Genomic DNA, 19264 nt, shown 5'->3' on the forward strand with positions numbered 1-19264 from the left:
AGAATGTCCGTTCCACTGGTTTCTGTCCTACTGCCCGTCTACAACGGCGAACCCTATCTCGCCGCCGCCCTGGAAAGCGTCCTGCGGCAGGATTACAAGCGCCTCGAGGTCATTGCCATCGATGATGGTTCCACCGATCGATCGCTGCACATCCTGCGACGCTATCAGGAGGCCGATGGCCGGCTCCGCGTCGTCTCGCGCGAGAACCGCGGGCTTGTTGCGACCCTCAACGAAGGCATGACCATGGCCAAAGGCGAGCTGATCGCCAGGATGGATGCCGACGATATCGCCTATCAAACCCGCTTTTCGCGCCAAATCGCGCTGTTCCAGGAACAGCCTCGGCTCGGAATCAGCGGCACGGGCGTCGACCGGCTCATCGGCGATCGCGTCGTGCGCGGCACGCCCAATCCGATCCATCGATCGGCCGACTGGCATGTATTGTCGATGTTCTACACCGTCTTCATGCATTCGACCGTGATGTACAATCGCAACGTCATTCCAGCGGACATGCTGACTTACGATCCGACTTATGTGCATGCGGAAGACTTCGATCTGTTCCGGCGTATTACCCGCGAATTCCCTGCAGCCATGATTGATGAGAGCCTCGTTGCCTACCGTGTTCACGACGAGAGCGTCACCAACAAGCACAGGCGGCCGATGCGCCGGACACATCTGAAGATCGCCGCCGAGAATCTCCAACGGGAATCCCTGATCGACGATCCCGATGCGTTTCTTGCTATCGGCACGACAGTGACGCCGGACACGGTTCGGCGTGTCGCCGACTGTCTCCTCTCCATCGAAGGGAGGATCACCGCGCGCGGCATGCGGTCGTCCGCGAGCCATGAGGAAGGATTGATGTGCTTCTTCTATTTTCTTTACCAGCTCATCGCCGACGAGAAGCAGCCCGGGTTGACGCATCAGTTCCTTACGCAGACGGACAAATGGCACAGGATACGGCGTCGCGAGCGATATGGGCTTCGCGCCGCCACCCATGCGCCCTGGTGCAGCCGCCTCTGGAGCGACGCAAGCCTGCGTCTCGACGCCCTGGCAAGATACCGACAATCAGTGCCGGCAAGGAGCGTGCTGCCGCTGCAGGGGCTTACCTGACATGGCGGGAAAGCGTTCAGAAATCACGCGGGAGCGCGCGCAGCCGTCCGCAAAGCCTCATCACCCGTCCACCGGTCGAGATCCCACGGCCAGCTTCATCGTCTGCACATACAATCGCGCCGAAGCGCTTCAGACTTGCATCCGGTTGATCGAAGCGGCCTGTCGCGCGCATGCCTCCGTGACAAGTGAGTTGGTGGTGGTCGACAACGGCTCGACCGACGATACTGCCGAGCGGTTGGCCCGCATCGCCGCGACGTCGAGCATGACGATTACGCCACTGGTGGAACACCGCCGCGGCTTGGCCGCAGCCCGCAACGCGGGTATCGAGCGGTCTCGCGGGCACATTCTGATCTTCATCGACGACGATTGCGAAATAGACCTCCACTACTTGCGGGATCTGGAGCGACATTACGCGAACGGAGAGCGCTGTGTCGTCCGAGGTGGCCGCGTCGAACTGGGCAACGCGCTCGATCTGCCATTTACGATCAAGCGATCGCCGCACCGAGCCCGCTTTACGCCCGATGTCCATCCAGGCGGCTTCGTCCTGGGCTGCAACATGACGATGCACCGGGAAGTCGCCATGCAGGTTGGCCGCTTCGACGAGCGCTTCGGTGCCGGCAGCGCCCTGCAATCTGCGGAAGATACCGACTACCTTGTTCGCGCCTTTCAGCTTGGCATCCCGATCGAATATGTGCCCGATATGACGGTCCTGCATAATCACGGGCGCAGTACACGCGAAGCGATCGAAGGGCTTCATCGCAGCTATAGCCTCGGAAACGGCGGCCTTTGCCTGAAGCACCTGTTCACGGCGCCGTGGCTGCTGCGCCATTTCTGCTGGACTTGCCGCTCGGCCTGGTGGGAATTGTGGGGCGGATCGCGCTTCGATCCGGAAGTTTCCTTGTCCCACTGGCCGATTGTGTACATGAATTTGCTGGGAGCCATCGAATTCGCGCGACATGCCGTGATGAAGCTGCCCCGGTCGCCGGAACCGGACCAAATCAAACAGGCAACCCGCTCGTTGAGGTGAGATTTTATGCTGAAACTCCTCCTGCCGGGTCTGCAACTCCTGCGACAAGCGCTCGGCCGACAGATGCGCCTTCTACCCGTCGTCGTCATGTTCGGCCTGATGAGCGCCGTGCTTGAGGGCACCGGTATCGGCCTCATCATTCCGATGCTCAGCATCATCGGCGGTCAAAAGGACCCGACGGGACTGGGTGGACTTTCCGCTCTCTTCCAGCAGATTGGATCAAGCATGGACGATCGGCAGCGGATGATGGCGATTGCCGCCTGCATCCTGGCGCTGATCACCTTGAAAAACATTATCGCCTTTGCAAATACCGCGCTTACTAACTTTGTTTACGGCAAGGCGGGCCATGCGATCCGCAGCGCGCTCGCCGACCAGCTCCTGAAGATCGGATATCCCTTCTTCCTGCAGGAAAGTCCGGGTCGGCTGCTGAACATCATTTCCAATGAATCCTGGCGGGCATCGGACGCGATACAGACGGTGCTTGCTGCGATCGTGAACGCATCTGCGAGCGTCATCCTGCTTACCTTCCTGCTGCTGTTGTCGTGGCAAATGACACTCTGCGTCGCGGTCGGCCTCATCCTTGTCCAGGTCGCGCATGCCGGCCTCTCCGCCAGCTTGAAGATGCCTAGCCGCAACGTCACCTCCTTCAACAACGAACTCGCCAGCACAATGCTGCACCTCGTCCATGCCGGACGGCTGATCCGCATCTTCGGCCAGGAGGCGCGCGAAAAAGCTGTGTTCGACGGCGCATCGAACGCCGTCAGAAAGGCGGGCTTCATTCTGCAGACCCGCCAGGGCGCGCTGCCTCCACTGACCGAGGTACTGCATTCCGCACTTTTCCTCGCGGTCGTCGTCAGCGCCTGGGCCTGGGGCGTCAGCTTTCCGATCATTGTGGCCTTCGTGGTCCTGCTCTACCGACTGCAGCCGCATGTGCGCGCCTTGCAGCAGGCATGGAGCCAGGTGCAAGGCTGGAGTGGATCGCTGGAGGAAGTCCGCTGGCTGCTGGATTCCTCCGACAAGCCGCGTCCGCCGGCGGGAGACGCGCCGGCTGATGGGCTGAACCGGGAGATAAGATTCGACCGTGTGACCTTCAAATATCCGGGCTCTGCCGCGCGCCCGGTGGTGCTACACTCCGCCAGCTTCCAGATCTGCCACGGTCGCTCCACCGCGCTCATTGGCCGCTCCGGTGCGGGAAAGACGACGATCGTCAACCTTCTTTGCCGCTTTGTCGAACCCGACGAGGGCGAGATTCTGATCGACGGATTTCCACTCAGCCGTATCGATCCCGCGCAATGGCGAAGCCGGCTCGCACTCGCCAGCCAGGACCTTGAACTGGTTGATGGCACCATCCTCGAAAATATCACCTATGGACTGCATGCCTCACCCGCGGAGGCCGAGCATGCCGCCAGGCTTGCGGAGGCGCATGAGTTCATCGAAACGCTGCCCCATGGATACAAAACCCTCGTCGGCTATCGGGGCGCCAGCCTGTCGGCCGGACAGCGGCAGCGGATCGCGCTGGCAAGAGCACTTGTGCGCGATCCTGATATCCTCATTCTGGACGAGGCCACCAACGCCATGGATGGTTTGTCGGAAGCTGCCATCGTCGAGACGCTAAAATTGCGTGCCGGTCGCCGGACGACGATCGTGATCAGCCATCATCGCAGCACGATCTCGTTCTGCGACGACATCGTCATCCTTAGCGACGGGCATGTCCGCAACCAGACCTCGTTTACGCAGGTTGCGTCCCTCAGCATGGACCAGCTTTACGAGCATGAGCTGCTCGGCAAACATTGAACTTGTTTTCCCCTAAACGTCTCCCAGAGCCTGGCATACGCCGTCACCCGGACCATGCAGATCGTTTGGTGCCATAACCACGGCATCAATGCACGGTGATGCAAGTCGCAGAGCAACGCTGGGCGATTTTGGTGGACACGCTGCCGAGAACGAGTTGCGACAGGCTGGAAAGGCCCCTTGCACCACAGACGACAAGGTCGGGATGTTCTCGTTCGATCACTTTCATGATTTCCTCGACCGGATTCCCATCCAAAAGATGGGTTGAGACGCGATCGACACCATGCGCATTGACCGCAGACTTGGCACGTTTGAGAATATCTGTCCCAATCGCCTCTATGGCCCGATACGAGGCACCAGGATCTGTGATTGGAAAAGCGATTGGAAAGCCGGGCGCAGCGACGGGTGGGATCGTGGGGTCATCAACTATCCTCAGGCCGTCGAGATGTTCGACTCTGATCATGCGCTGGAGATCGTCATCCAACTCAGCAGAAAGCATGACATGCACCAAGTGAACTTCTGCATACCGCCCCTTGGCGAGCTCCGATCCGATTTTAACCGCCTTCTGCGCGTGAGGTGAACCATCTGTAGCGATCAAAACCTTCCTCGACATATCACTTCCTCCTGGTGATCTAGCGGCAACGCTTATTGGACCATAGCCATACCAAGAGTAGCGCATCGGAACACACAAAACGCATTGATGAAGATCAAAGGCGGCGACTATCCCGTTCGCTTGCAATGAAGGATATTTGCGCCTGATCAATGCACGCCGCATTCCTTCACGTCACTTTACAATTTTTACAGGAAGAAGGGCGGCAAGGATGTCCGGGTTTTCGGCAACACAAGCGTGGACGGTATGCGTCTCCATCGGCGGTCTTCATCAGAACTTCCGAAGCCGCGGCCTCACCATAGCTATTCTAGCTGCTTTGTTGTTCGTCGGTTTTCATCAAGCCGGCGCTGCACCCTTGCAGCCCTCCTTGGCACCGATGCTGCAGACGGTCATGCCGAGTGTTGTCAGCATAACCGTCCGCTCGAAAGAAACGTCGAGCGATGAAGGCTTGCTGATTGTGCCTCAAGAAGAGCGATCGAAGAGCGCCTCCCGGGAGGCAGCGGCGGTGATGCACATTTCCCAGACCGTGGGAGCTGGCGTGATCGTCGACGCGGGCAACGGATATATTCTGACGAACAACCACGTGATTGAAAACGCTGCCGATATCAAGGTTACGATTGCCGACGGCTCCACATATGACAGCAGGGTGGTGGGCACCGATCCCGAGACCGATATCGCCGTCATAAAGATCAGCGCGCCGGGGCTGATCGCCGTGCATTTCGGCGATTCCAGTAAGCTGCGGGTCGGCGACTACGTCGCCGCCATCGGCAGCCCCTTCGGCCTCGGCCAGACCGCCACATTCGGAATCGTCAGCGCGCTCGGCCGAGCCGAGCTTGGAGTTGAAGGCGATCAGGACATCATTCAAACCGATGCTTCGCTCAATCCCGGCAACTCCGGCGGCGCCCTTGTCAACCTCGACGGAGAGCTTGTCGGCATCAACAGCGCCATCATCGGCCCCTCAGGCAGCAATATCGGCATCGGTTTTGCCATCCCGATCAACACGGTGAGAGGGACCATGCAACAACTGATTGACCATGGTGAAATTCGCCGCGGCCACCTCGGCGTTCTAGTGCAGGACAACAATACAGACTTCGAGAAAGCTCTGGGGATCAATGTATCCATTGGCGCATTGGTCAACGATGTCATTTCGGGATCGGCGGGTGCAGCGGCGGGAATAAAACCCGGCGACGTCATCATTGCCGTTAACGATTCCTCGATTAAAAATGCCAGCGAACTGCATGCGAGGATATCGTCTTACGTCCCGAAAACATCTGTGAGGCTGTCACTGCTTCGTCCAGCCGGTAGGGTCGACCTAGATGCAACGCTCAGCGCGACGCTTCCGGAAGACCAGTTGCCTGTTCCGGCCGAAGTCGAAGGAAAGGGATTGCTGGAGAGTGTCACGCTCGACAAGCTCGGATCCGATTCCGATGCTTACGGCAAGGTGGAGGGAGCGCTGGTGTCGGCCTTGATTGATGGTAGCAAAGCGGCGGCGGCCGGACTGACAACCGGCGATGTAATCGTCAGTGTCAATCAACAGCTCAGCCCGACACCACAGATGGTTGCCAACCTGGCCCAGAAACAGAAAACTCTCCTGCTGCTTGGAATATTTCGGGACGGCCATCGGCGTTTTCTCATCGTAAAATGACGATCCGAAACTCTGGCATGCATCGGATGCGGCCGGAACGCGGATCCGCTTTCTTTCCAGGCCCCGGCTTACCCCACGAAACGGCACGGAAGCTAACAGCGGGCCATGCCAAATGAGGTCAGCGACCATGATTGCTACAATGACTACAATGGAAGCATTCCAACGCCTAAGTTTGGCTCTCGCCATAGGCATTCTCGTTGGCATCGAACGCGGTTGGCAAGAGCGTGAGACCCCCGCGGGCAAACGAACGGCCGGGATCAGAACCTACGGACTCGCCGGCTTCCTGGGCGGTTTTTGTGGCTTCCTCTATCCGGCTGTTGGCCCCCTCTTGCCGATAGCGATCTTTCTCGTCTTCAGCGTTGCGATGATCATCTTCAGCTACATGCAGGCAGCGGAGGAAGGCGACTATAGTGCCACAGGTGTCATTGCCGCGCTCGTCGTATTCGCACTTGGACTGGGAGCGGTTGTCGCCGACATGACGGCAACGGCCGCCGCGGCCGTTGCCATTACTGTCTTACTGGCCGCCCGTGAGCCATTGCATGGATTCTTGCGAAGGCTGACGTGGCTCGAGCTTCGCGCCGCCCTGATCCTGCTCTCCATGACCGTTATCGTCCTTCCCATCCTGCCCGACAGAGCCCTCGATCCCTGGGGAGCGATCAATCCCTTCGAGTTATGGGTCATGACGATATCGGTCGCGCTCATCTCGTTTGTCGGTTACGTCCTGATAAAGCTCATGAGTTCCGGGGCTGGTATCATTGTGACCGGCATCGCGGGAGGCGCTGTTTCCTCTACTGCAGTTACGCTCTCCTTTGCTCGGCAGTCATGCCGAGCGCCGCAGCTGTCGACTACTCTGTCCTCGGGAGCTATGGCGGCAGGTGCGGTATCCCTGACACGCACACTACTGCTTTGCGCTGTAATTGCGCCACAGACCGCACAGATACTAGTTACCGTCCTATTACCTGCAGCAGCGGTCCTTGCGGCGGGCAGTCTCGGCAGCGCCTGGCGCAATAACGTCGGACTGCCCGACTTCATTCCGGCTAACCCGCTGGAAATATGGGTTGTCCTTCGATTCGCCGGCATTCTGATGATCATCAGCTTAGCAACGCATGCCGCGCTCGCAACACTGGGTTCGAGGTCCTTCCTCGCGGTAGCCTTTGTCTCCGGCCTTGGCGATCTTGATGCAATCACATTAACTGTGGCGAGGCTGGTTCCGGTGCAAATCGGCGACATTTCAGCTGCATACGGGATTGCTCTTGCCGCCGCAGCCAATCTTCTAACAAAAATCACCCTGGCAACACTTGCCGGCACAAGGCTCTATTCATTACGCCTGCTCCTCGTCACCCTCGGTGCCATGGCGGCGGGAATAATCAGCATCGCCCTGCATTATCCCTCAATGATTTTGGGATTGGTCAAGGCACAGCTTGCGGTATTCGGTCTATATTGAGCCGCCAAGTTTTCTCGGCATTCGGAAGCTCAATGACACCTGGGAGTTAGGCAGAGCCAAAGTCCGGCGGCCGATATCGTGGCTAACTGACCTAGGCGCCGTCGATCATCGGCGACGGAGAGAAATCCCGAAACTCGAGTTTGGCGTCTGCACACCACGGGTCGAACTTTCCAACCGGCTTCATGCGTTCGCGATAGCGGCCTGTCCGGAACGGATGGTCCGGTACATGAACATATCGCCCCGATACCGCGCAATTCCTCATTGCCGAAGAAAGAATTGTAGTCATGAACAATGCCTTCACTGTGGCCTTCTCGATCTTCGATAAACCAAAGGCCTAAAGTCGTAAGCACTGGACTGCATTGCGGAAGATCAATCTTCTCTGCCCTACCCATTTCCTGCCCATGTGCTCGTTGACGTCGGTCAAATTCATTCCGGCGAATGTGTGTTACCGAATACTGATGAGCCGTCAGGCGATCTCATGGCCACTTCGGGAGACGGGAAATGGCACACAAACAAGTTTTCTTCCATGCGGAAGCCAGGGGCAAGGTTCTTCTAGGTGCAACCAGATTGGCGGATGCGGTTCGCATCACGCTCGGTCCACGTTCCAAGTCGGTGCTGATCGAAAGGAAATGGGGCGCTCCAATCGTCTGCAACGATGGAGTGACAATCGCAAAAGAGTTCGATCTGAAAGAGCCAGAGGAAAACCTCGGAGCGCGCATGCTGCGCGCTGCTGCCGAGAAAACCGGGGAAATGGTCGGAGATGGAACGAGTACGTCGACTATACTCGCCCATGCAATCCTGGCGGACGGCCATCGAAATGTGGTGGCTGGCGCCAGCGCCATCGATCTCAAGCGCGGCCTTGACCGCGCGGTCAGCAGGACCATCAAGGCGCTGCACGATATCTCCAAGCCGGTCACGACAGATAAGGAGATGCAGCAGGTCGCGGCCATCTCGGCTCACAACGATGAAGCCATCGGCAAGCTCGTCGCCGAGGCCATGTCCAAGGTCGGCAAGGAAGGTGTAATCACCGTCGAGGAAGCCAAGACAATGGAAACCCGCCTCGACCTGGTAGATGGTATGCAGTTCGATCGCGGCTACATCTCACCTTATTTCGCGACGGATTCTGAAAAGATGGAGACCATCCTGGAAGATGCCCGTATCCTTATTTTCGACCGAAAGATCTCGGCACTCGGCGATCTGGTCGGTTTGCTTGAGGAAATCGCCAAATCTGGCAGGCCGCTTCTCGTCATAGCCGAGGATGTTGAGGGAGAAGCGCTTGCTACCCTCATTGTCAATCAGATCCGCGGAACGTTCCGCAACTGTGCAGTCAAGGCTCCCGGCTTCGGCGATCGCCGCAAGGCAATGCTTCAGGATCTGGCGATCCTGACCGGAGCTCAACTTATCTCCGAAGATCTCGGCTTCAAGCTCGACAAGGTCACCCTCGAGCAACTCGGCACGGCAACGCGCATCGTCGTCGACAAGGACACGACGACGATCATCGGTGGCGGCGGCACGCCACAGGCCATCAAGGGACGCAGCGACCAGATCCGCAACGAGATTGAAACGACGACCAGCGACTACGACAAGGAAAAACTGCAGGAACGGCTTGCCAAGCTTTCCGGCGGGGTGGCCGTGATTCGTGTCGGCGCTCCATCGGAAGCGGAGGTGAAAGCCAAGAAAGATGCCTTCGACGATGCGATCAATGCCACCAAGGCCGCGGTCGAGGAAGGCATCGTCCCCGGTGGCGGGCTCGCGCTGCTGCGATGCATAAAAGCTATAAGCCAGGAAGAGGAAGCCTGCGAAGGGGATGAGCGAACAGGCGTTCAGATCCTGAAGCGTTCGCTCGAAGTTCCGGCGCGGCAGATCGCCGAAAACTCGGCCGTGGACGGCGGAGTCGTTGTTGCCAGGATGCTCGAAAGCGAGGGAGTCGTGGGCTTTGATGCCGCCCGCAATCGCTACGTCGACCTCCTGCAGGAAGGCATTATCGATCCAACCAAAGTTATACGCGTCGCACTTGAGAACGCAGTCTCTGTTGCCAGCATATTGCTGCTGACCGAGGCGACGATGACGGAGATCCCCGAGCCACTCCCACAGCCGGCTCCGCCACCGATGGAGATATAGACCCAGGGGTCGCCGATAGTGTCCCTTTCGTCTGCGTGCTTGTGTCCGGCTGTCAGGCGAGCGCGTCGTGACGGCACATCCGCATGACACCCTTGTCACAATGTGGACAGAACGATTGAGCGCCGTTCGCTAGCGAGAAAGTTCGATGCCGGTTTTCTTCGATAAATTAAAGCATGAAAGCTGAATATTTGACTCAGCTCAAATAACGCCAATAGCCGATGCATTAGGATGGCATAGTTCTAGCAATGGAGACTACAATGAATGAACCACGTTGGCAGAACTGGCTAAGTCTTATCCTTGGAATCTATATAGTCGCAGCGCCTTGGGTCGTTCCCATTTTTCTACCTCAGACTTCGGCGTCGACGATGATAGAGGTTGCCGGATCGATCGCCGGACTGGCACTTGCGATCGTCTCAATGTCCGGAATTTTTGATCCGGAGATCTGGACTGATTGGGTGAAGGTCTTGTTAGGCATGGTGCTCCTTGTAATTCCGTGGGTCGCTGATTTCAGTGACAACATTACCTTCACCTACAACTTTGTGCTGGCCGGTATGGTTCTCATCATAATAAGTGGATTGGCCTTTGCCTCAAGGCGCCCGAAGATTGGACGCGACTGGCAAGAATGATGGCTTCGAGCATAGATCGCGCCAAATAGGCCGGACATATGACTGCACCGTGGCTGCAGTGATCATGTCGTTGACTCGACGGCGAGCCGCCCGAGCAAGGCCTCCTCGGGTGGGCTGGATCAGCTCATGGCTGGTACGGTCTAACAAGCGGGCCGCGATACGATGAATTCCCGATTCGAGCAGCAGTGAATCGTCCGGCTCGCCGCGTGTCGCTGCAACGAAGATTTGCATCGCCGCCGCCTGTAGTTCGCTATCATGAGAATTGAACAACGCCCGACAGGAAAATTGCCCTTCCACCGCCCCATCTAGAAATGATTCACGAAGAAATAGTTGCAAGAAGTCTGTCTTGCCTCGCACGGCAATCTGGGTGCGTTGGTGTACTGGCACTACTGAGACGTTGCCGACCGCCGCAATATTGGAACGGGGCGGAACGTTGCCCGTATCATGGTGGACGGGGACGCCATCTTGTAGATTGATCGTAACCCGCACGATATCGGATGCAGCAATGTCGAGGTCACCGCCGTTGTGACAAAATCGAGCAACCACCGCTTTCGGTGAGGGCACTTCTCTCACGGAATGTAAGAATATTGGTTTGCCTACTGCAGCAATCGTCTCGCTCAGCGGTCTCATAATTCGTCTCCAAATGCAGGTAAGATAAAATCCCTCCGCAGTTGGCAAACACTTTCAAAGGCCGGCAACACTATCAATTTTCTGATAAACTGCATGCCGCTGACTCTGCTGCATTTCCCGCGATTTAAATATTTTCTCCAAAATAATATGCCGGACGAATTGGGCCTTACGCGGGGGAGGTGCGCCGAAAATCCGCGCTGCCAGCTGGCCTGTGGGTAGGTTTCGCGCAGCTAAGCAACAGAACTTGGCGATGCTCTACGGGTGTCCAATGATGGGCTTGAGATTGTTCGGGCCGATAAGATTACTTTCTCGCGTTTCGAGAAGGCCTTCCGCCCAGTCCTTACCGGCCGTCTTTGCGGATCGAGCGTTTGTCGAGGCCCATCCAGGTTCTAGGTTGGAGCGCGACCTTCCAGCAAAGCCATGCACCGATATTCTGTTGGGGTCGACAGCAGCAGTATGCCATCACCGTTCGAGATGGCAAGCTGACGAAAATCCGTGAGTATATCGATACGCAGGCACTGGCACGGGCCTCCGAGACGGCCGCGAGCCCCAGATCCTGAGCCTCAGGATGGCGAGGCAGCACAACCGGCAGCGGCTGCTGATGCGCAGCGCGCTGTTGCCTATCTCCACAATCTCCAGTCGCAGTTATTTTGCTCTCAACAACATTCACAGGAGGCGCGTGTCGGCCGGCTCGTGCTCATAGTCATCGTGGCGGCCATCGACATGTTTTATCGACTTGGCAATTTGGTCGGTGTCCTGCCCGATATCGTCCAACGCGGCGATAGACACTGCGTAGAATCTGCCGAGTGATTCCTTGTCTCCCTGTCCAAATGTGCGGACACCACAGGTCTCGCAGAACCGATAGTGAAGATTTGCCTTCGATTTGCCGGGCGGAATCCACGTGTAGTCGGACAGGTTATCCTCGCCCTTTTCTATTTTGAAGTCATCGGCCTGCAGGATCGCGAACCAGAATCGTGCCTTGCTGCATATTGAGCAGTTGCAGCGCGTCGTTCCTTTTTCGAAATCAATCGCGGCTTCAAATGCGACGGCACCGCAATGACAGGAGCCGTGGTAGGTCTTCTTGGTCATCATATTCTCCTCAGTACGCGTTGAGTAGTCTCCACGGCTGGAACAAAGGTAGATCTTCTACGGTTGCGCAGCGGGCGGCCTGTTCCCGTTTGGCTGAGGGCGAGCATCGACCGTTAGATGCGGACGTTGTTCAATACACTGCCTTCTCAACATCGTTGCTCGAAGGATTTGCCAGGATGGCGCTCGCGACAATGTGAGTGAGATGGTCGGCCCGAGGCGCAAATGAAGGTAAGTCGACGAGCCATCCGAGCGCCGACATCAAGCCAAACAGATCGTCCCCATTCATGTCGGCGCGCGCCCTGCCTTCTCCCTGAGCACGGGCCAGTAATCGCGCGCTCGCTGAGTGCACCGCAGCGCATGAAGCATAAAGGGCGGAATCCGGGTTCGTATGTGCGGCCGCCATCATTGCGACAACGCCCTTCTGGCCTTGGGCGAATGCTATCCATTCGCGAAACCAAGACAGGAGTGCTTCGTCAGGCCGGGCTGACGTTTCGAGCTCGTCTGCCTTCTGCGTCAGTGCGTCCAGCTTCGTACACACCAACGCTTCAAACAAGGCTTCCCGCGTCGGGAAATGACGAAGCAGCGTGGCCAGCCCGACGCCGGCGCGGCGGGCAATATCGCGCATGGACGCGTTGACACCGTGCTCTGCGACGACGTCCCGCGCGACCGCGAGAATATGGTCGTAATTTTTCCTAGCGTCGGCTCGCATATCTCGCCCTGATAAAAGGATCGGTGATCCCTATATTTGGATCAGTGATCCGATAGATATAGTGGATGTTTGCAAATGGCAACAGAGGCGCTGTTCGAAAGCGTGGAAGTGGAAGCCACGGGAAGCACCAACCGGCCGCCTGCGCACTAGTGACCCGAGCGCGTCGTATTGCTGAAGAAGCGGGAGCGTTCCGCGAACAAGCACGCGGCCTAGCCAGCGGCCTGGAGGCCGAGTTGAGAATCGTGCTCGACGCGCTTTATCCGATTCCTCAGATATTTGATGCGCTTCGGGCCTTCACCGAACAATTTCCGACAGTACCGCCGCGCCTCTACGTCGCGTCACTGGGTGCCGCTGCGAACCTGGTGACCGACGGGGGATGCACCATTTAGCCGGCAGATTAATCTTCTACCTCACGCATTCTGCAGACTGATCGCGGTTCGTCGGTGGCTATCGAGTTTGGACGATTGATCCTGGCGAGACGTGTCGCCTGCAAGAACACCTGCGTGGGCACGCAGTCTCTCTGATATGAACTCCGTGAACAGGCGGACACGCTTGGTCTTTCGCGTTTCGCCCTGTGTCAGCACCCACAGCGTTCCATGAGGGCCGAGACGTGTGCCGGGAACTCGGACGAGCAACGGTTCAGCATCTCCGACGAAGCTTGGAAGCGCCGATATCCCCAGGCCCAGCCGCATCGCCTCGAGATGGGCTGCATCTTCCGGGACCCGGAACGGGGCTCCGGTAATTTCGACGACATCGCCCTGGGCCCACTCCGGCACGCCCTCTATGTTTTTCGATATCCATCTGATGTTGCCAGACTTGCCGTCTTTCCAAGCCGCAAGAAGGTCCTGAGACATATAGACACCCACGGAAAGGTCGGGACCTTTCACGCCGTGAAGGTTTTGCGGCAAAGAGTTGCGATCAAAAACGACTCTCAAGGCCACGTCGGCTTCGCGATTTGTCAGGTTGGCATTTTCTAAAGAAGAGTGGATCTCCATTTCGATCTCTGGGTGCTGTCGTGTAAAGGCGGCAAAGTCAGGCATCAACAGGTGGGTCGCCAGGGTGGGCGCCATTGTGACTCGCAGGGGACCACGCACGGCCTGATCACGGCCGGACACGCGGCTCACCAGCAAATTAGACGAAGCCTCCATCTGTTCTGCCAGTTCCTGGACCTGTTCGCCAGCTTCGGTGAGGCGATAGCCTGCGGGCAACTTTTCGAACAACTGCGAATGGAGCTGGGCCTCCAGCTGCGCGATGCGCCTCAGGACCGTCGTGTGATTGACTTCAAGCTGGGCCGCGGCCGCACGGACGGAACCATGTCGGGCCACGGCGAGAAAATATCGAACATCATCCCAGTCGATCGTCATTGTGTTCCTGGCCAAATCGCAATGCTGATGTCTTGAAGCGGTGCTTTAGCACAATTCCCCGCGATGCAGGCGGTGTGATTATGCACCACGCTTGTGCAATTTTCCACACTGATAGCGTGGAGCGCGGCCTCCTACCTCAATGGAGCAAACAAAGCGGGTCGGCGCGCTGACCCTAAACGTTTCTTTATTCCGCGCAACCCCAACGAAGGATGCATGACATGACTAGACTGAATGGAAAGACCGCCGTGATCACCGGTGGTGCTACCGGTATCGGCCGCGCCGCTGCAAAACGCTTCATCGAGGAGGGCGCCTTCGTCTTCATCTACGGCCGCCGGCAGGAAGCGCTCGACGCCGCGGTGGCCGAGCTCGGACCCAATGCCCGCGCGGTGAAGGGCTCGGTCTCGGATGAGGCTGACCTTGATCGCCTCTACGCGGCGGTGAAGGCAGAGCGCGGAACGCTCGACATCGTCTTCGCCAATGCCGGCGCGGGAAGCCCGCTTCCGCTCGGTAAGATCACCGCCAAGCACATAGACGAAACTTTCGACACCAATGTGAAGGGTACGATCTTCACGGTCCAGAAGGCGCTGCCGCTGATGGGCAACGGCGGTTCGATCATCCTGACCGGATCGAGCGCCGGCACCACGGGCGCTCCGGGATTCACTGCCTACAGCGCAAGCAAGGCGGCGGTGCGCAACCTCGCGCGGACCTGGGCCGAGGATCTGAAGGGCACCGGCATCCGGATAAACGTGCTGTCGCCCGGGGCGACGGCGACCGAACTCGCGAAGGAGGCGCTGGGCGAGGAGGGTCAGAAGGCCTACGGCGCGATGACTCCGCTCCAGCGCATGGCCGATCCGGCGGAGATCGGGGCCGTGGCCGCCTTTCTCGCGTCGTCGGACAGCAGCTTCATGACCGCCAGCGAAGTCGCCGTCGACGGCGGCCTGGCACAGCTCTGACGCACCACGCCACGACCTTCGGCGCTCCATTCGATCATTCGGGGCGCCTTGGGCGCACGGTAAACCAAAGGAGATATTATGAGCTACGCAATTATCGGCTTCGGCAATATCGGCCAGGCCCTGGCCAAGGCGTTTGCCCGCAAGGGCATCGAAGTATCCGTCGCAACCACGCGCGACCCGGAGAGCTTTGCATCTGCCGCGGCAGCGATCGGCCCCACAATCATTCCCAAGACACTCGCTGAAGCCGTCGAGGCGGACGTCGTCTTCTTGGCTGTCCGTTTCGAGTCGCTTCCGGATGTCGCGAAGGCGCTTCCCACCTGGAAGGGGAAGACGATCATCGATGTGACCAACGCCTACGGCGTGCCCCCTGAGGAACTGGGGGGACAACCTTCGTCCAAGTTCGTCGCGCACGCCTTCACTGGCGCGAGACTGGTCAAGGGCTTTAACCATTTGGGTGCTGCCTCCCTTGCCCAAGATCCAGCCGTGCATGGCGGCAGGAGAGTCGTGTTTCTGGCGAGCGACGATGACGCTGCCGCAGACGAGATTGGTGCGCTCGCGGAAAATCTCGGTTTCGCGCCGATCAAACTTGGCGGGCTTTCGGAAGGTGGGCTGCTGGTCCAGGCGCGCGGAAAAAGCTGGGGGCAGCTGATCTTCAAGGACTTGGTCAAGTTCGACTGATGGGCGGGACGCAAATATCGATATGATCCCGCCTCGTGGAACCCCAACGTGTCCGACTAGATCGGGCACGATCTGCTGGTCTTGGTTGCAGACGATATTAAGTGGATCATTCCGGGCGGGGACTGGCCGTTGGCAGACACCCACCGCGGGCGTGGGGAATTGGCAGCAGTGCTTAAAAGGGCGGTCGAAGAGGTGGAAATAACATACCCGAAGCCCCGAACTCGTGGCGCAGGGGTATCGGGTAGTGGTGGTAGGCGTCGCTACGGGAAAAATCGACGCGACGAACAAACCTTACAAGGACGATTGGGTCTTCGCCATTACCGTTCGAGATGGCAAAGTGACGAAGATCCGGGAGTATTTCGACATACAAGCACTGGCGCGGGCCTCCGAAATGGCCGTGAGCCTCAGACCCTGGGCTTCGCGATAGAGCGAGGCCAATTGCAGCACAACCAGCGGATCGACTGCCTCGTGATCGGCGGCGGTTCCGCGGGGATTGACGGCCGCGCTCTACCTGGCGCGGTTCCGCCTGACCGTTCAGGTGGTCGACCGAGGCGCGGGGCGGGCCGCATCGATCCCGCTAACGAGGATCTATCCGGACTTCCCCGATGGCATCACCGGCCGCGACCTCGTCCAACGCATCGGAGAGATCGCGGGCTCGTGAGGACGTGGTGTCGGTGATTCAGCCGATATCGACGGTCATGGCGAAGTCCCAGGTGCCGGCGCCATTTTTGGCGAGGCCAATCATCATCAGGCCAAGTGCCTCGAGCGTCTGGGCCATGTGCAGGCCGCCGACATCGAACGGACGCAGCCTGAGGCTCTCGAGGAAGGCCGAGACGCGCCTCTTCGCCTCCGCGTCATCGGCTGCGATGAACGCGTCGAGGCGTCCACCCTTCGCAAGGACGTGACCGAAGATCGTGTTGAAGGCCTTCACGACATGCGCGCCTGCGGGCAGGCCGTTGGCGGTCTCCTGTGCGCCTGAACTGCCATGGGGCGTTACGAGGCCGGAGAGGTCGGGTGCGACGGGGTTGGCGATGTCGATGATCACCTTGCCGTCCAGCGCTGGCCCGAAGTCGGCCACCGCTCCCGCCGCACCGGCGTATGGCACGGCGAGGATGACGATGTCGCCCGCAGGTGCTGCGCCGTAAGTTCCTGTGGTGGCTCCGGCTCCAAGTTGGTCGGCAAGCGCCTGCGCGTTTGCCACGGTACGGCTGATTACCTCGACGGTGTGTCCAGCCTTTGCGGTGCGGCCGGCGATTGCCGCCGCCATTTTTCCTGAGCCGATGATGCTGATAGTGCTCATGTGCAGTCTCCTTTTGAATCGTGGGGTATTGCTCGTCTTCCCTGGACGGATCACGCCATCACGACGTTGCTGTCCTCCAGGCGCGGCATGACTAGCCGGCCTGTCGTCACCTCATCGGTCGGCGGGGAAGTAATGGCCGTCGTCCAAGTCGGCGAACAGGCCGGGCTGAGTTGGTTCCCAGCCAAGGGTCCGGCGGGTGATGGCGTTTGAGGTCGGCGTGTCGAGCGTGACCAGATTCGCAAGGAACCCAAAATATCCCGGCAGCATCAGCACGTCTGCAGGAATTGGCATAGCCGGCAGCTTCAAACGCTCGCCAATGGCCTCGGCGATCTGGCGGTACGGAACGGCCTCGTCGGCAACCGCGTGCCAGTTGCATCCGGCAGGCCCCTTCTCCAGCGCCAAGCGAAATACGGTGGCAAGGTCGCGGGCGTGCACGGCCCCCCACCGGTTCGTACCGTCTCCGGGATAACCGACGACACCCTTTTCCTTCGCCAGCCCGATCAGCAGCGGAAGGAAGCCGGCCTTGTCGGTCGAACTGTGCATGATTTCAGGAATCCGCACGATTGAAGACCGCACGCCCTTCTCGGCGAGGCCAATCACCGTGGTTTCCACGATGTTACGAACCCGCAGGGTGCCCTTGTAGGGATCGCCGCCAGGAAGGGGCGGATCCTTCTCGGTGGCTGGCCGGCCCAAGCCTTCCCACCCAGGTGAGCCAATACTTCCTGACGCGACCAGCGGCTTTCCGCTTCCCGCCAGTGCCTCGCCATAGGCGAGCATGATCTGGAGTTCGGCGGCGGCTACAGCGTTGATCCCACCTGTTGGAATCAGGTCTTGCCGGTGCGCGACATGGATGACGCCGTCCGAGGCCGCGGCCGCCTCCATGAGACCGTCGATATCCTCGAGGCTGCCGCGACGCACCTTGGCGCCGAGCGCGGACACTGCCGCTGCGGCCGCGTCAGAGCGTGCCAAGGCGGTGACCGCGTGGCCAGCGGCGATGAGATCGGAAATGATGTACGGACCGGAATGGCCGGTGCCGCCAGTAACAAATACGTGCATGTAACTGCTCCTTGTGAGCGATTTGAGGTGAGGGCGTTGGTGCGAGTGCACTCAGCCGAGAAGGCTGATGCCGATTGCGATGTTGGTGTGCTTGATGAGGAGAGGCTCACATCAACTCAAGCGGCAGGGAAGTAATGGCCGTTGTCCATGTCCTCGATCAGGCCGGGCTGGACAGGCGCCCAGCCGAGTGCCTGTCGCGTGATGGCGCTCGATGCCACGAAGTCACCGGTGACCACCGCCGACAGGCCGCCGAAATATCTCGGCACCATCATCTCATCGGCGGGAACGCTCTTGGCGGGCAGGCCGATGCGCTTGGCGACGGCCTCGGCGATCTCCCGGAACGGGACGCCCTCGTTGCCCACCGCGTGCCAGGTCTTTCCCGCAGCGCCCTTTTCGAGTGCAAGATGGAACAAGGATGCCAGGTCGCGCGCATGTACGGCAGGCCATCGGTTCGCGCCGGCTCCAGGATAGGCGACGAAGCCTTTCTGCTTCGCGAGCCCCGTCAGCCCGACGAGAAAGCCCGCACGATCGGTTGGGCTGTGCACGATGAGAGAAATCCGGACGACCGAAGACCGCACCCCCTTCTCGGCAAAGCTTAGCACGATGGTTTCCACGATATTGCGAGACACCAGAGTGCCTTCGTCCAAGGGGCCGCTCGGCAAAGCAGGGTCATCCTCCGTCGCAGGTCGGCCGAGGCTGATCGGCGCACCGATGCGGCCAGCACGGCCTGCGTTCGAGGGCGCGCCGATGCTGCCCGCCACGATCAGCGGCTTATTCGTGCCGGCCAGCGCATCGCCCAATGCCAGCACGATCGCGAGCTCAGAATCGCGCAGGGCGGTTAGCCCTCCGGACCGGAGGAGGTCGGCCCTGTAGCCGAGGTGGATGACGCCATCGGACTCCGCTGCTGCCACCTTCAGCACATCGAGATCGGCGAGGTCGCCACGACGCACCTTGGCACCGAGCGCGGACACTGCGGCGGCCGACTCGTCCGATCGCGCCAGACCGGTGACCTCGTGGCCGGCCGCGATAAGTTCCGGGACGACGTACGAGCCGGCGTGGCCGGAGGGGCCGGTGACGAAGACGTGCATGGCAATGCTCCTTGCGAAAAATGGGA

At 59.3% G+C, this 19264-nt stretch carries 19 protein-coding genes and 2 pseudogenes; 13 read left to right on the plus strand and 8 right to left on the minus strand.

Annotation, left to right across the window (positions count from 1 at the left end; genetic code table 11):
- Nucleotides 1–3 precede the first annotated feature (3 nt).
- Genes AB8B29_RS30085 through AB8B29_RS30095 form a run of 3 tightly spaced genes read left to right on the plus strand, consistent with a single transcriptional unit; the run spans nt 4 to nt 3928 of the window.
- Nucleotides 4–1107, plus strand: a complete 1104-nt coding sequence (locus AB8B29_RS30085; RefSeq protein ID WP_113102339.1) for a glycosyltransferase family 2 protein — start codon at nt 4–6, stop codon at nt 1105–1107.
- A gap of 1 nt (nt 1108) precedes the next feature.
- Entirely contained in the window at nt 1109–2134 is a 1026-nt protein-coding gene (locus tag AB8B29_RS30090) for a glycosyltransferase family 2 protein (protein ID WP_113102338.1), read from the plus strand.
- 6 nt (nt 2135–2140) lie between these two features.
- Entirely contained in the window at nt 2141–3928 is a 1788-nt protein-coding gene (locus tag AB8B29_RS30095; RefSeq protein WP_113102337.1) for an ABC transporter ATP-binding protein, read from the plus strand.
- Nucleotides 3929–4013: 85 nt separating this feature from the next.
- Here the strand turns inward: AB8B29_RS30095 and AB8B29_RS30100 are convergent, their stop codons facing one another.
- Nucleotides 4014–4538 (minus strand): universal stress protein, encoded by a 525-nt coding sequence (locus tag AB8B29_RS30100; protein WP_162734462.1) that lies wholly within the window; start codon nt 4536–4538, stop codon nt 4014–4016.
- Nucleotides 4539–4746: 208 nt separating this feature from the next.
- Here AB8B29_RS30100 and AB8B29_RS30105 point away from each other — a divergent pair, with 208 nt between their 5' ends.
- The 4 genes from AB8B29_RS30105 (at nt 4747) to AB8B29_RS30120 (ending at nt 10371) form a co-directional block, all read left to right on the plus strand.
- Nucleotides 4747–6180 (plus strand): trypsin-like peptidase domain-containing protein, encoded by a 1434-nt coding sequence (locus tag AB8B29_RS30105; RefSeq protein ID WP_113102335.1) that lies wholly within the window; start codon nt 4747–4749, stop codon nt 6178–6180.
- 127 nt (nt 6181–6307) lie between these two features.
- Entirely contained in the window at nt 6308–7624 is a 1317-nt protein-coding gene (locus AB8B29_RS30110) for an MgtC/SapB family protein (protein WP_113102350.1), read from the plus strand.
- 501 nt (nt 7625–8125) lie between these two features.
- Nucleotides 8126–9745, plus strand: a complete 1620-nt coding sequence (gene groL / locus AB8B29_RS30115) for a chaperonin GroEL (protein WP_113102334.1) — start codon at nt 8126–8128, stop codon at nt 9743–9745.
- A gap of 257 nt (nt 9746–10002) precedes the next feature.
- Nucleotides 10003–10371, plus strand: a complete 369-nt coding sequence (locus AB8B29_RS30120; RefSeq protein WP_037200560.1) for an SPW repeat domain-containing protein — start codon at nt 10003–10005, stop codon at nt 10369–10371.
- On the opposite strand, the gene AB8B29_RS30125 is transcribed toward AB8B29_RS30120, so the two are convergent.
- A complete protein-coding gene (locus AB8B29_RS30125) occupies nt 10333–11001 on the minus strand; it encodes a hypothetical protein (protein WP_145676115.1) in 669 nt (222 codons plus the stop codon). The genes AB8B29_RS30120 and AB8B29_RS30125 overlap by 39 nt on opposite strands.
- A 455-nt stretch (nt 11002–11456) precedes the next feature.
- Here AB8B29_RS30125 and AB8B29_RS30130 point away from each other — a divergent pair.
- Nucleotides 11457–11561 (plus strand): annotated as a pseudogene (locus AB8B29_RS30130) (nuclear transport factor 2 family protein); the annotation flags it as partial.
- 106 nt (nt 11562–11667) lie between these two features.
- On the opposite strand, the gene AB8B29_RS30135 reads toward AB8B29_RS30130, so the two are convergent.
- Together AB8B29_RS30135 and AB8B29_RS30140 are read right to left on the minus strand one after the other, a co-directional pair.
- Entirely contained in the window at nt 11668–12090 is a 423-nt protein-coding gene (locus tag AB8B29_RS30135) for a GFA family protein (protein ID WP_047640304.1), read from the minus strand.
- A 130-nt stretch (nt 12091–12220) separates the two neighbouring features.
- On the minus strand, nt 12221–12799 hold the full coding sequence (locus AB8B29_RS30140) for a TetR/AcrR family transcriptional regulator (RefSeq protein ID WP_047557521.1): 579 nt from the start codon (nt 12797–12799) through the stop codon (nt 12221–12223).
- A 233-nt stretch (nt 12800–13032) separates the two neighbouring features.
- Here AB8B29_RS30140 and AB8B29_RS30145 point away from each other — a divergent pair, with 233 nt between their 5' ends.
- The gene (locus AB8B29_RS30145; protein ID WP_156151556.1) at nt 13033–13188 is read left to right on the plus strand and encodes a hypothetical protein; all 156 of its coding nucleotides are present in this window, start codon (nt 13033–13035) and stop codon (nt 13186–13188) included.
- 21 nt (nt 13189–13209) lie between these two features.
- Here AB8B29_RS30145 and AB8B29_RS30150 read toward each other — a convergent pair whose 3' ends face one another.
- Nucleotides 13210–14163 carry a LysR family transcriptional regulator gene (locus AB8B29_RS30150; protein ID WP_047640284.1) on the minus strand — a complete coding sequence of 318 codons (954 nt, stop codon included), beginning with the start codon at nt 14161–14163 and terminating at the stop codon, nt 13210–13212.
- A gap of 218 nt (nt 14164–14381) precedes the next feature.
- Here AB8B29_RS30150 and AB8B29_RS30155 point away from each other — a divergent pair, with 218 nt between their 5' ends.
- From AB8B29_RS30155 to AB8B29_RS30170, 4 genes and pseudogenes are all read left to right on the plus strand, one after another.
- Nucleotides 14382–15116: an SDR family NAD(P)-dependent oxidoreductase gene (locus tag AB8B29_RS30155; RefSeq protein ID WP_047640303.1), complete on the plus strand. Its 735-nt coding sequence runs from the start codon at nt 14382–14384 to the stop codon at nt 15114–15116.
- A 78-nt stretch (nt 15117–15194) separates the two neighbouring features.
- Complete coding sequence (locus AB8B29_RS30160) at nt 15195–15794, plus strand: NADPH-dependent F420 reductase (RefSeq protein WP_047640283.1); 600 nt, start codon at nt 15195–15197, stop codon at nt 15792–15794.
- A 72-nt stretch (nt 15795–15866) separates the two neighbouring features.
- A pseudogene (locus AB8B29_RS30165) lies at nt 15867–16221 on the plus strand (nuclear transport factor 2 family protein); the annotation flags it as partial.
- Nucleotides 16222–16287: 66 nt separating this feature from the next.
- The gene (locus AB8B29_RS30170) at nt 16288–16455 is read left to right on the plus strand and encodes a hypothetical protein (protein ID WP_156151555.1); all 168 of its coding nucleotides are present in this window, start codon (nt 16288–16290) and stop codon (nt 16453–16455) included.
- Between the two features lie 18 nt (nt 16456–16473).
- Here the strand turns inward: AB8B29_RS30170 and AB8B29_RS30175 are convergent, their stop codons facing one another.
- From AB8B29_RS30175 to AB8B29_RS30185, 3 genes are all read right to left on the minus strand, one after another.
- Nucleotides 16474–17094 carry an NADPH-dependent F420 reductase gene (locus AB8B29_RS30175; RefSeq protein ID WP_092576732.1) on the minus strand — a complete coding sequence of 207 codons (621 nt, stop codon included), beginning with the start codon at nt 17092–17094 and terminating at the stop codon, nt 16474–16476.
- A gap of 111 nt (nt 17095–17205) precedes the next feature.
- Nucleotides 17206–18150 (minus strand): SDR family oxidoreductase, encoded by a 945-nt coding sequence (locus AB8B29_RS30180; RefSeq protein ID WP_047640281.1) that lies wholly within the window; start codon nt 18148–18150, stop codon nt 17206–17208.
- Nucleotides 18151–18266: 116 nt separating this feature from the next.
- Nucleotides 18267–19238, minus strand: a complete 972-nt coding sequence (locus AB8B29_RS30185) for an SDR family oxidoreductase (protein WP_047640280.1) — start codon at nt 19236–19238, stop codon at nt 18267–18269.
- Nucleotides 19239–19264 lie beyond the last annotated feature (26 nt).

This window comes from Rhizobium sp. 11_C7_N12_5, from assembly GCF_051811145.1.
GTDB classification, from domain to species: Bacteria; Pseudomonadota; Alphaproteobacteria; order Rhizobiales; family Rhizobiaceae; genus Rhizobium; species Rhizobium lusitanum.

Bases quoted from the DNA above. Each gene is read 5' to 3' on its own strand.
- AB8B29_RS30140 (WP_047557521.1), bottom strand. From the start codon at position 12,799: ATGCGAGCCGACGCTAGGAAAAATTACGACCATATTCTCGCGGTCGCG.
- AB8B29_RS30150 (WP_047640284.1), bottom strand. From the start codon at position 14,163: ATGACGATCGACTGGGATGATGTTCGATATTTTCTCGCCGTGGCCCGA.
- AB8B29_RS30180 (WP_047640281.1), bottom strand. From the start codon at position 18,150: ATGCACGTATTTGTTACTGGCGGCACCGGCCATTCCGGTCCGTACATC.
- AB8B29_RS30155 (WP_047640303.1), top strand. From the start codon at position 14,382: ATGACTAGACTGAATGGAAAGACCGCCGTGATCACCGGTGGTGCTACC.
- AB8B29_RS30110 (WP_113102350.1), top strand. From the start codon at position 6,308: ATGATTGCTACAATGACTACAATGGAAGCATTCCAACGCCTAAGTTTG.
- AB8B29_RS30185 (WP_047640280.1), bottom strand. From the start codon at position 19,238: ATGCACGTCTTCGTCACCGGCCCCTCCGGCCACGCCGGCTCGTACGTC.
- AB8B29_RS30175 (WP_092576732.1), bottom strand. From the start codon at position 17,094: ATGAGCACTATCAGCATCATCGGCTCAGGAAAAATGGCGGCGGCAATC.
- AB8B29_RS30105 (WP_113102335.1), top strand. From the start codon at position 4,747: ATGTCCGGGTTTTCGGCAACACAAGCGTGGACGGTATGCGTCTCCATC.
- AB8B29_RS30125 (WP_145676115.1), bottom strand. From the start codon at position 11,001: ATGAGACCGCTGAGCGAGACGATTGCTGCAGTAGGCAAACCAATATTC.
- AB8B29_RS30100 (WP_162734462.1), bottom strand. From the start codon at position 4,538: ATGTCGAGGAAGGTTTTGATCGCTACAGATGGTTCACCTCACGCGCAG.
- AB8B29_RS30135 (WP_047640304.1), bottom strand. From the start codon at position 12,090: ATGACCAAGAAGACCTACCACGGCTCCTGTCATTGCGGTGCCGTCGCA.
- AB8B29_RS30120 (WP_037200560.1), top strand. From the start codon at position 10,003: ATGAATGAACCACGTTGGCAGAACTGGCTAAGTCTTATCCTTGGAATC.
- AB8B29_RS30160 (WP_047640283.1), top strand. From the start codon at position 15,195: ATGAGCTACGCAATTATCGGCTTCGGCAATATCGGCCAGGCCCTGGCC.
- AB8B29_RS30090 (WP_113102338.1), top strand. From the start codon at position 1,109: ATGGCGGGAAAGCGTTCAGAAATCACGCGGGAGCGCGCGCAGCCGTCC.
- AB8B29_RS30095 (WP_113102337.1), top strand. From the start codon at position 2,141: ATGCTGAAACTCCTCCTGCCGGGTCTGCAACTCCTGCGACAAGCGCTC.
- groL (WP_113102334.1), top strand. From the start codon at position 8,126: ATGGCACACAAACAAGTTTTCTTCCATGCGGAAGCCAGGGGCAAGGTT.
- AB8B29_RS30085 (WP_113102339.1), top strand. From the start codon at position 4: ATGTCCGTTCCACTGGTTTCTGTCCTACTGCCCGTCTACAACGGCGAA.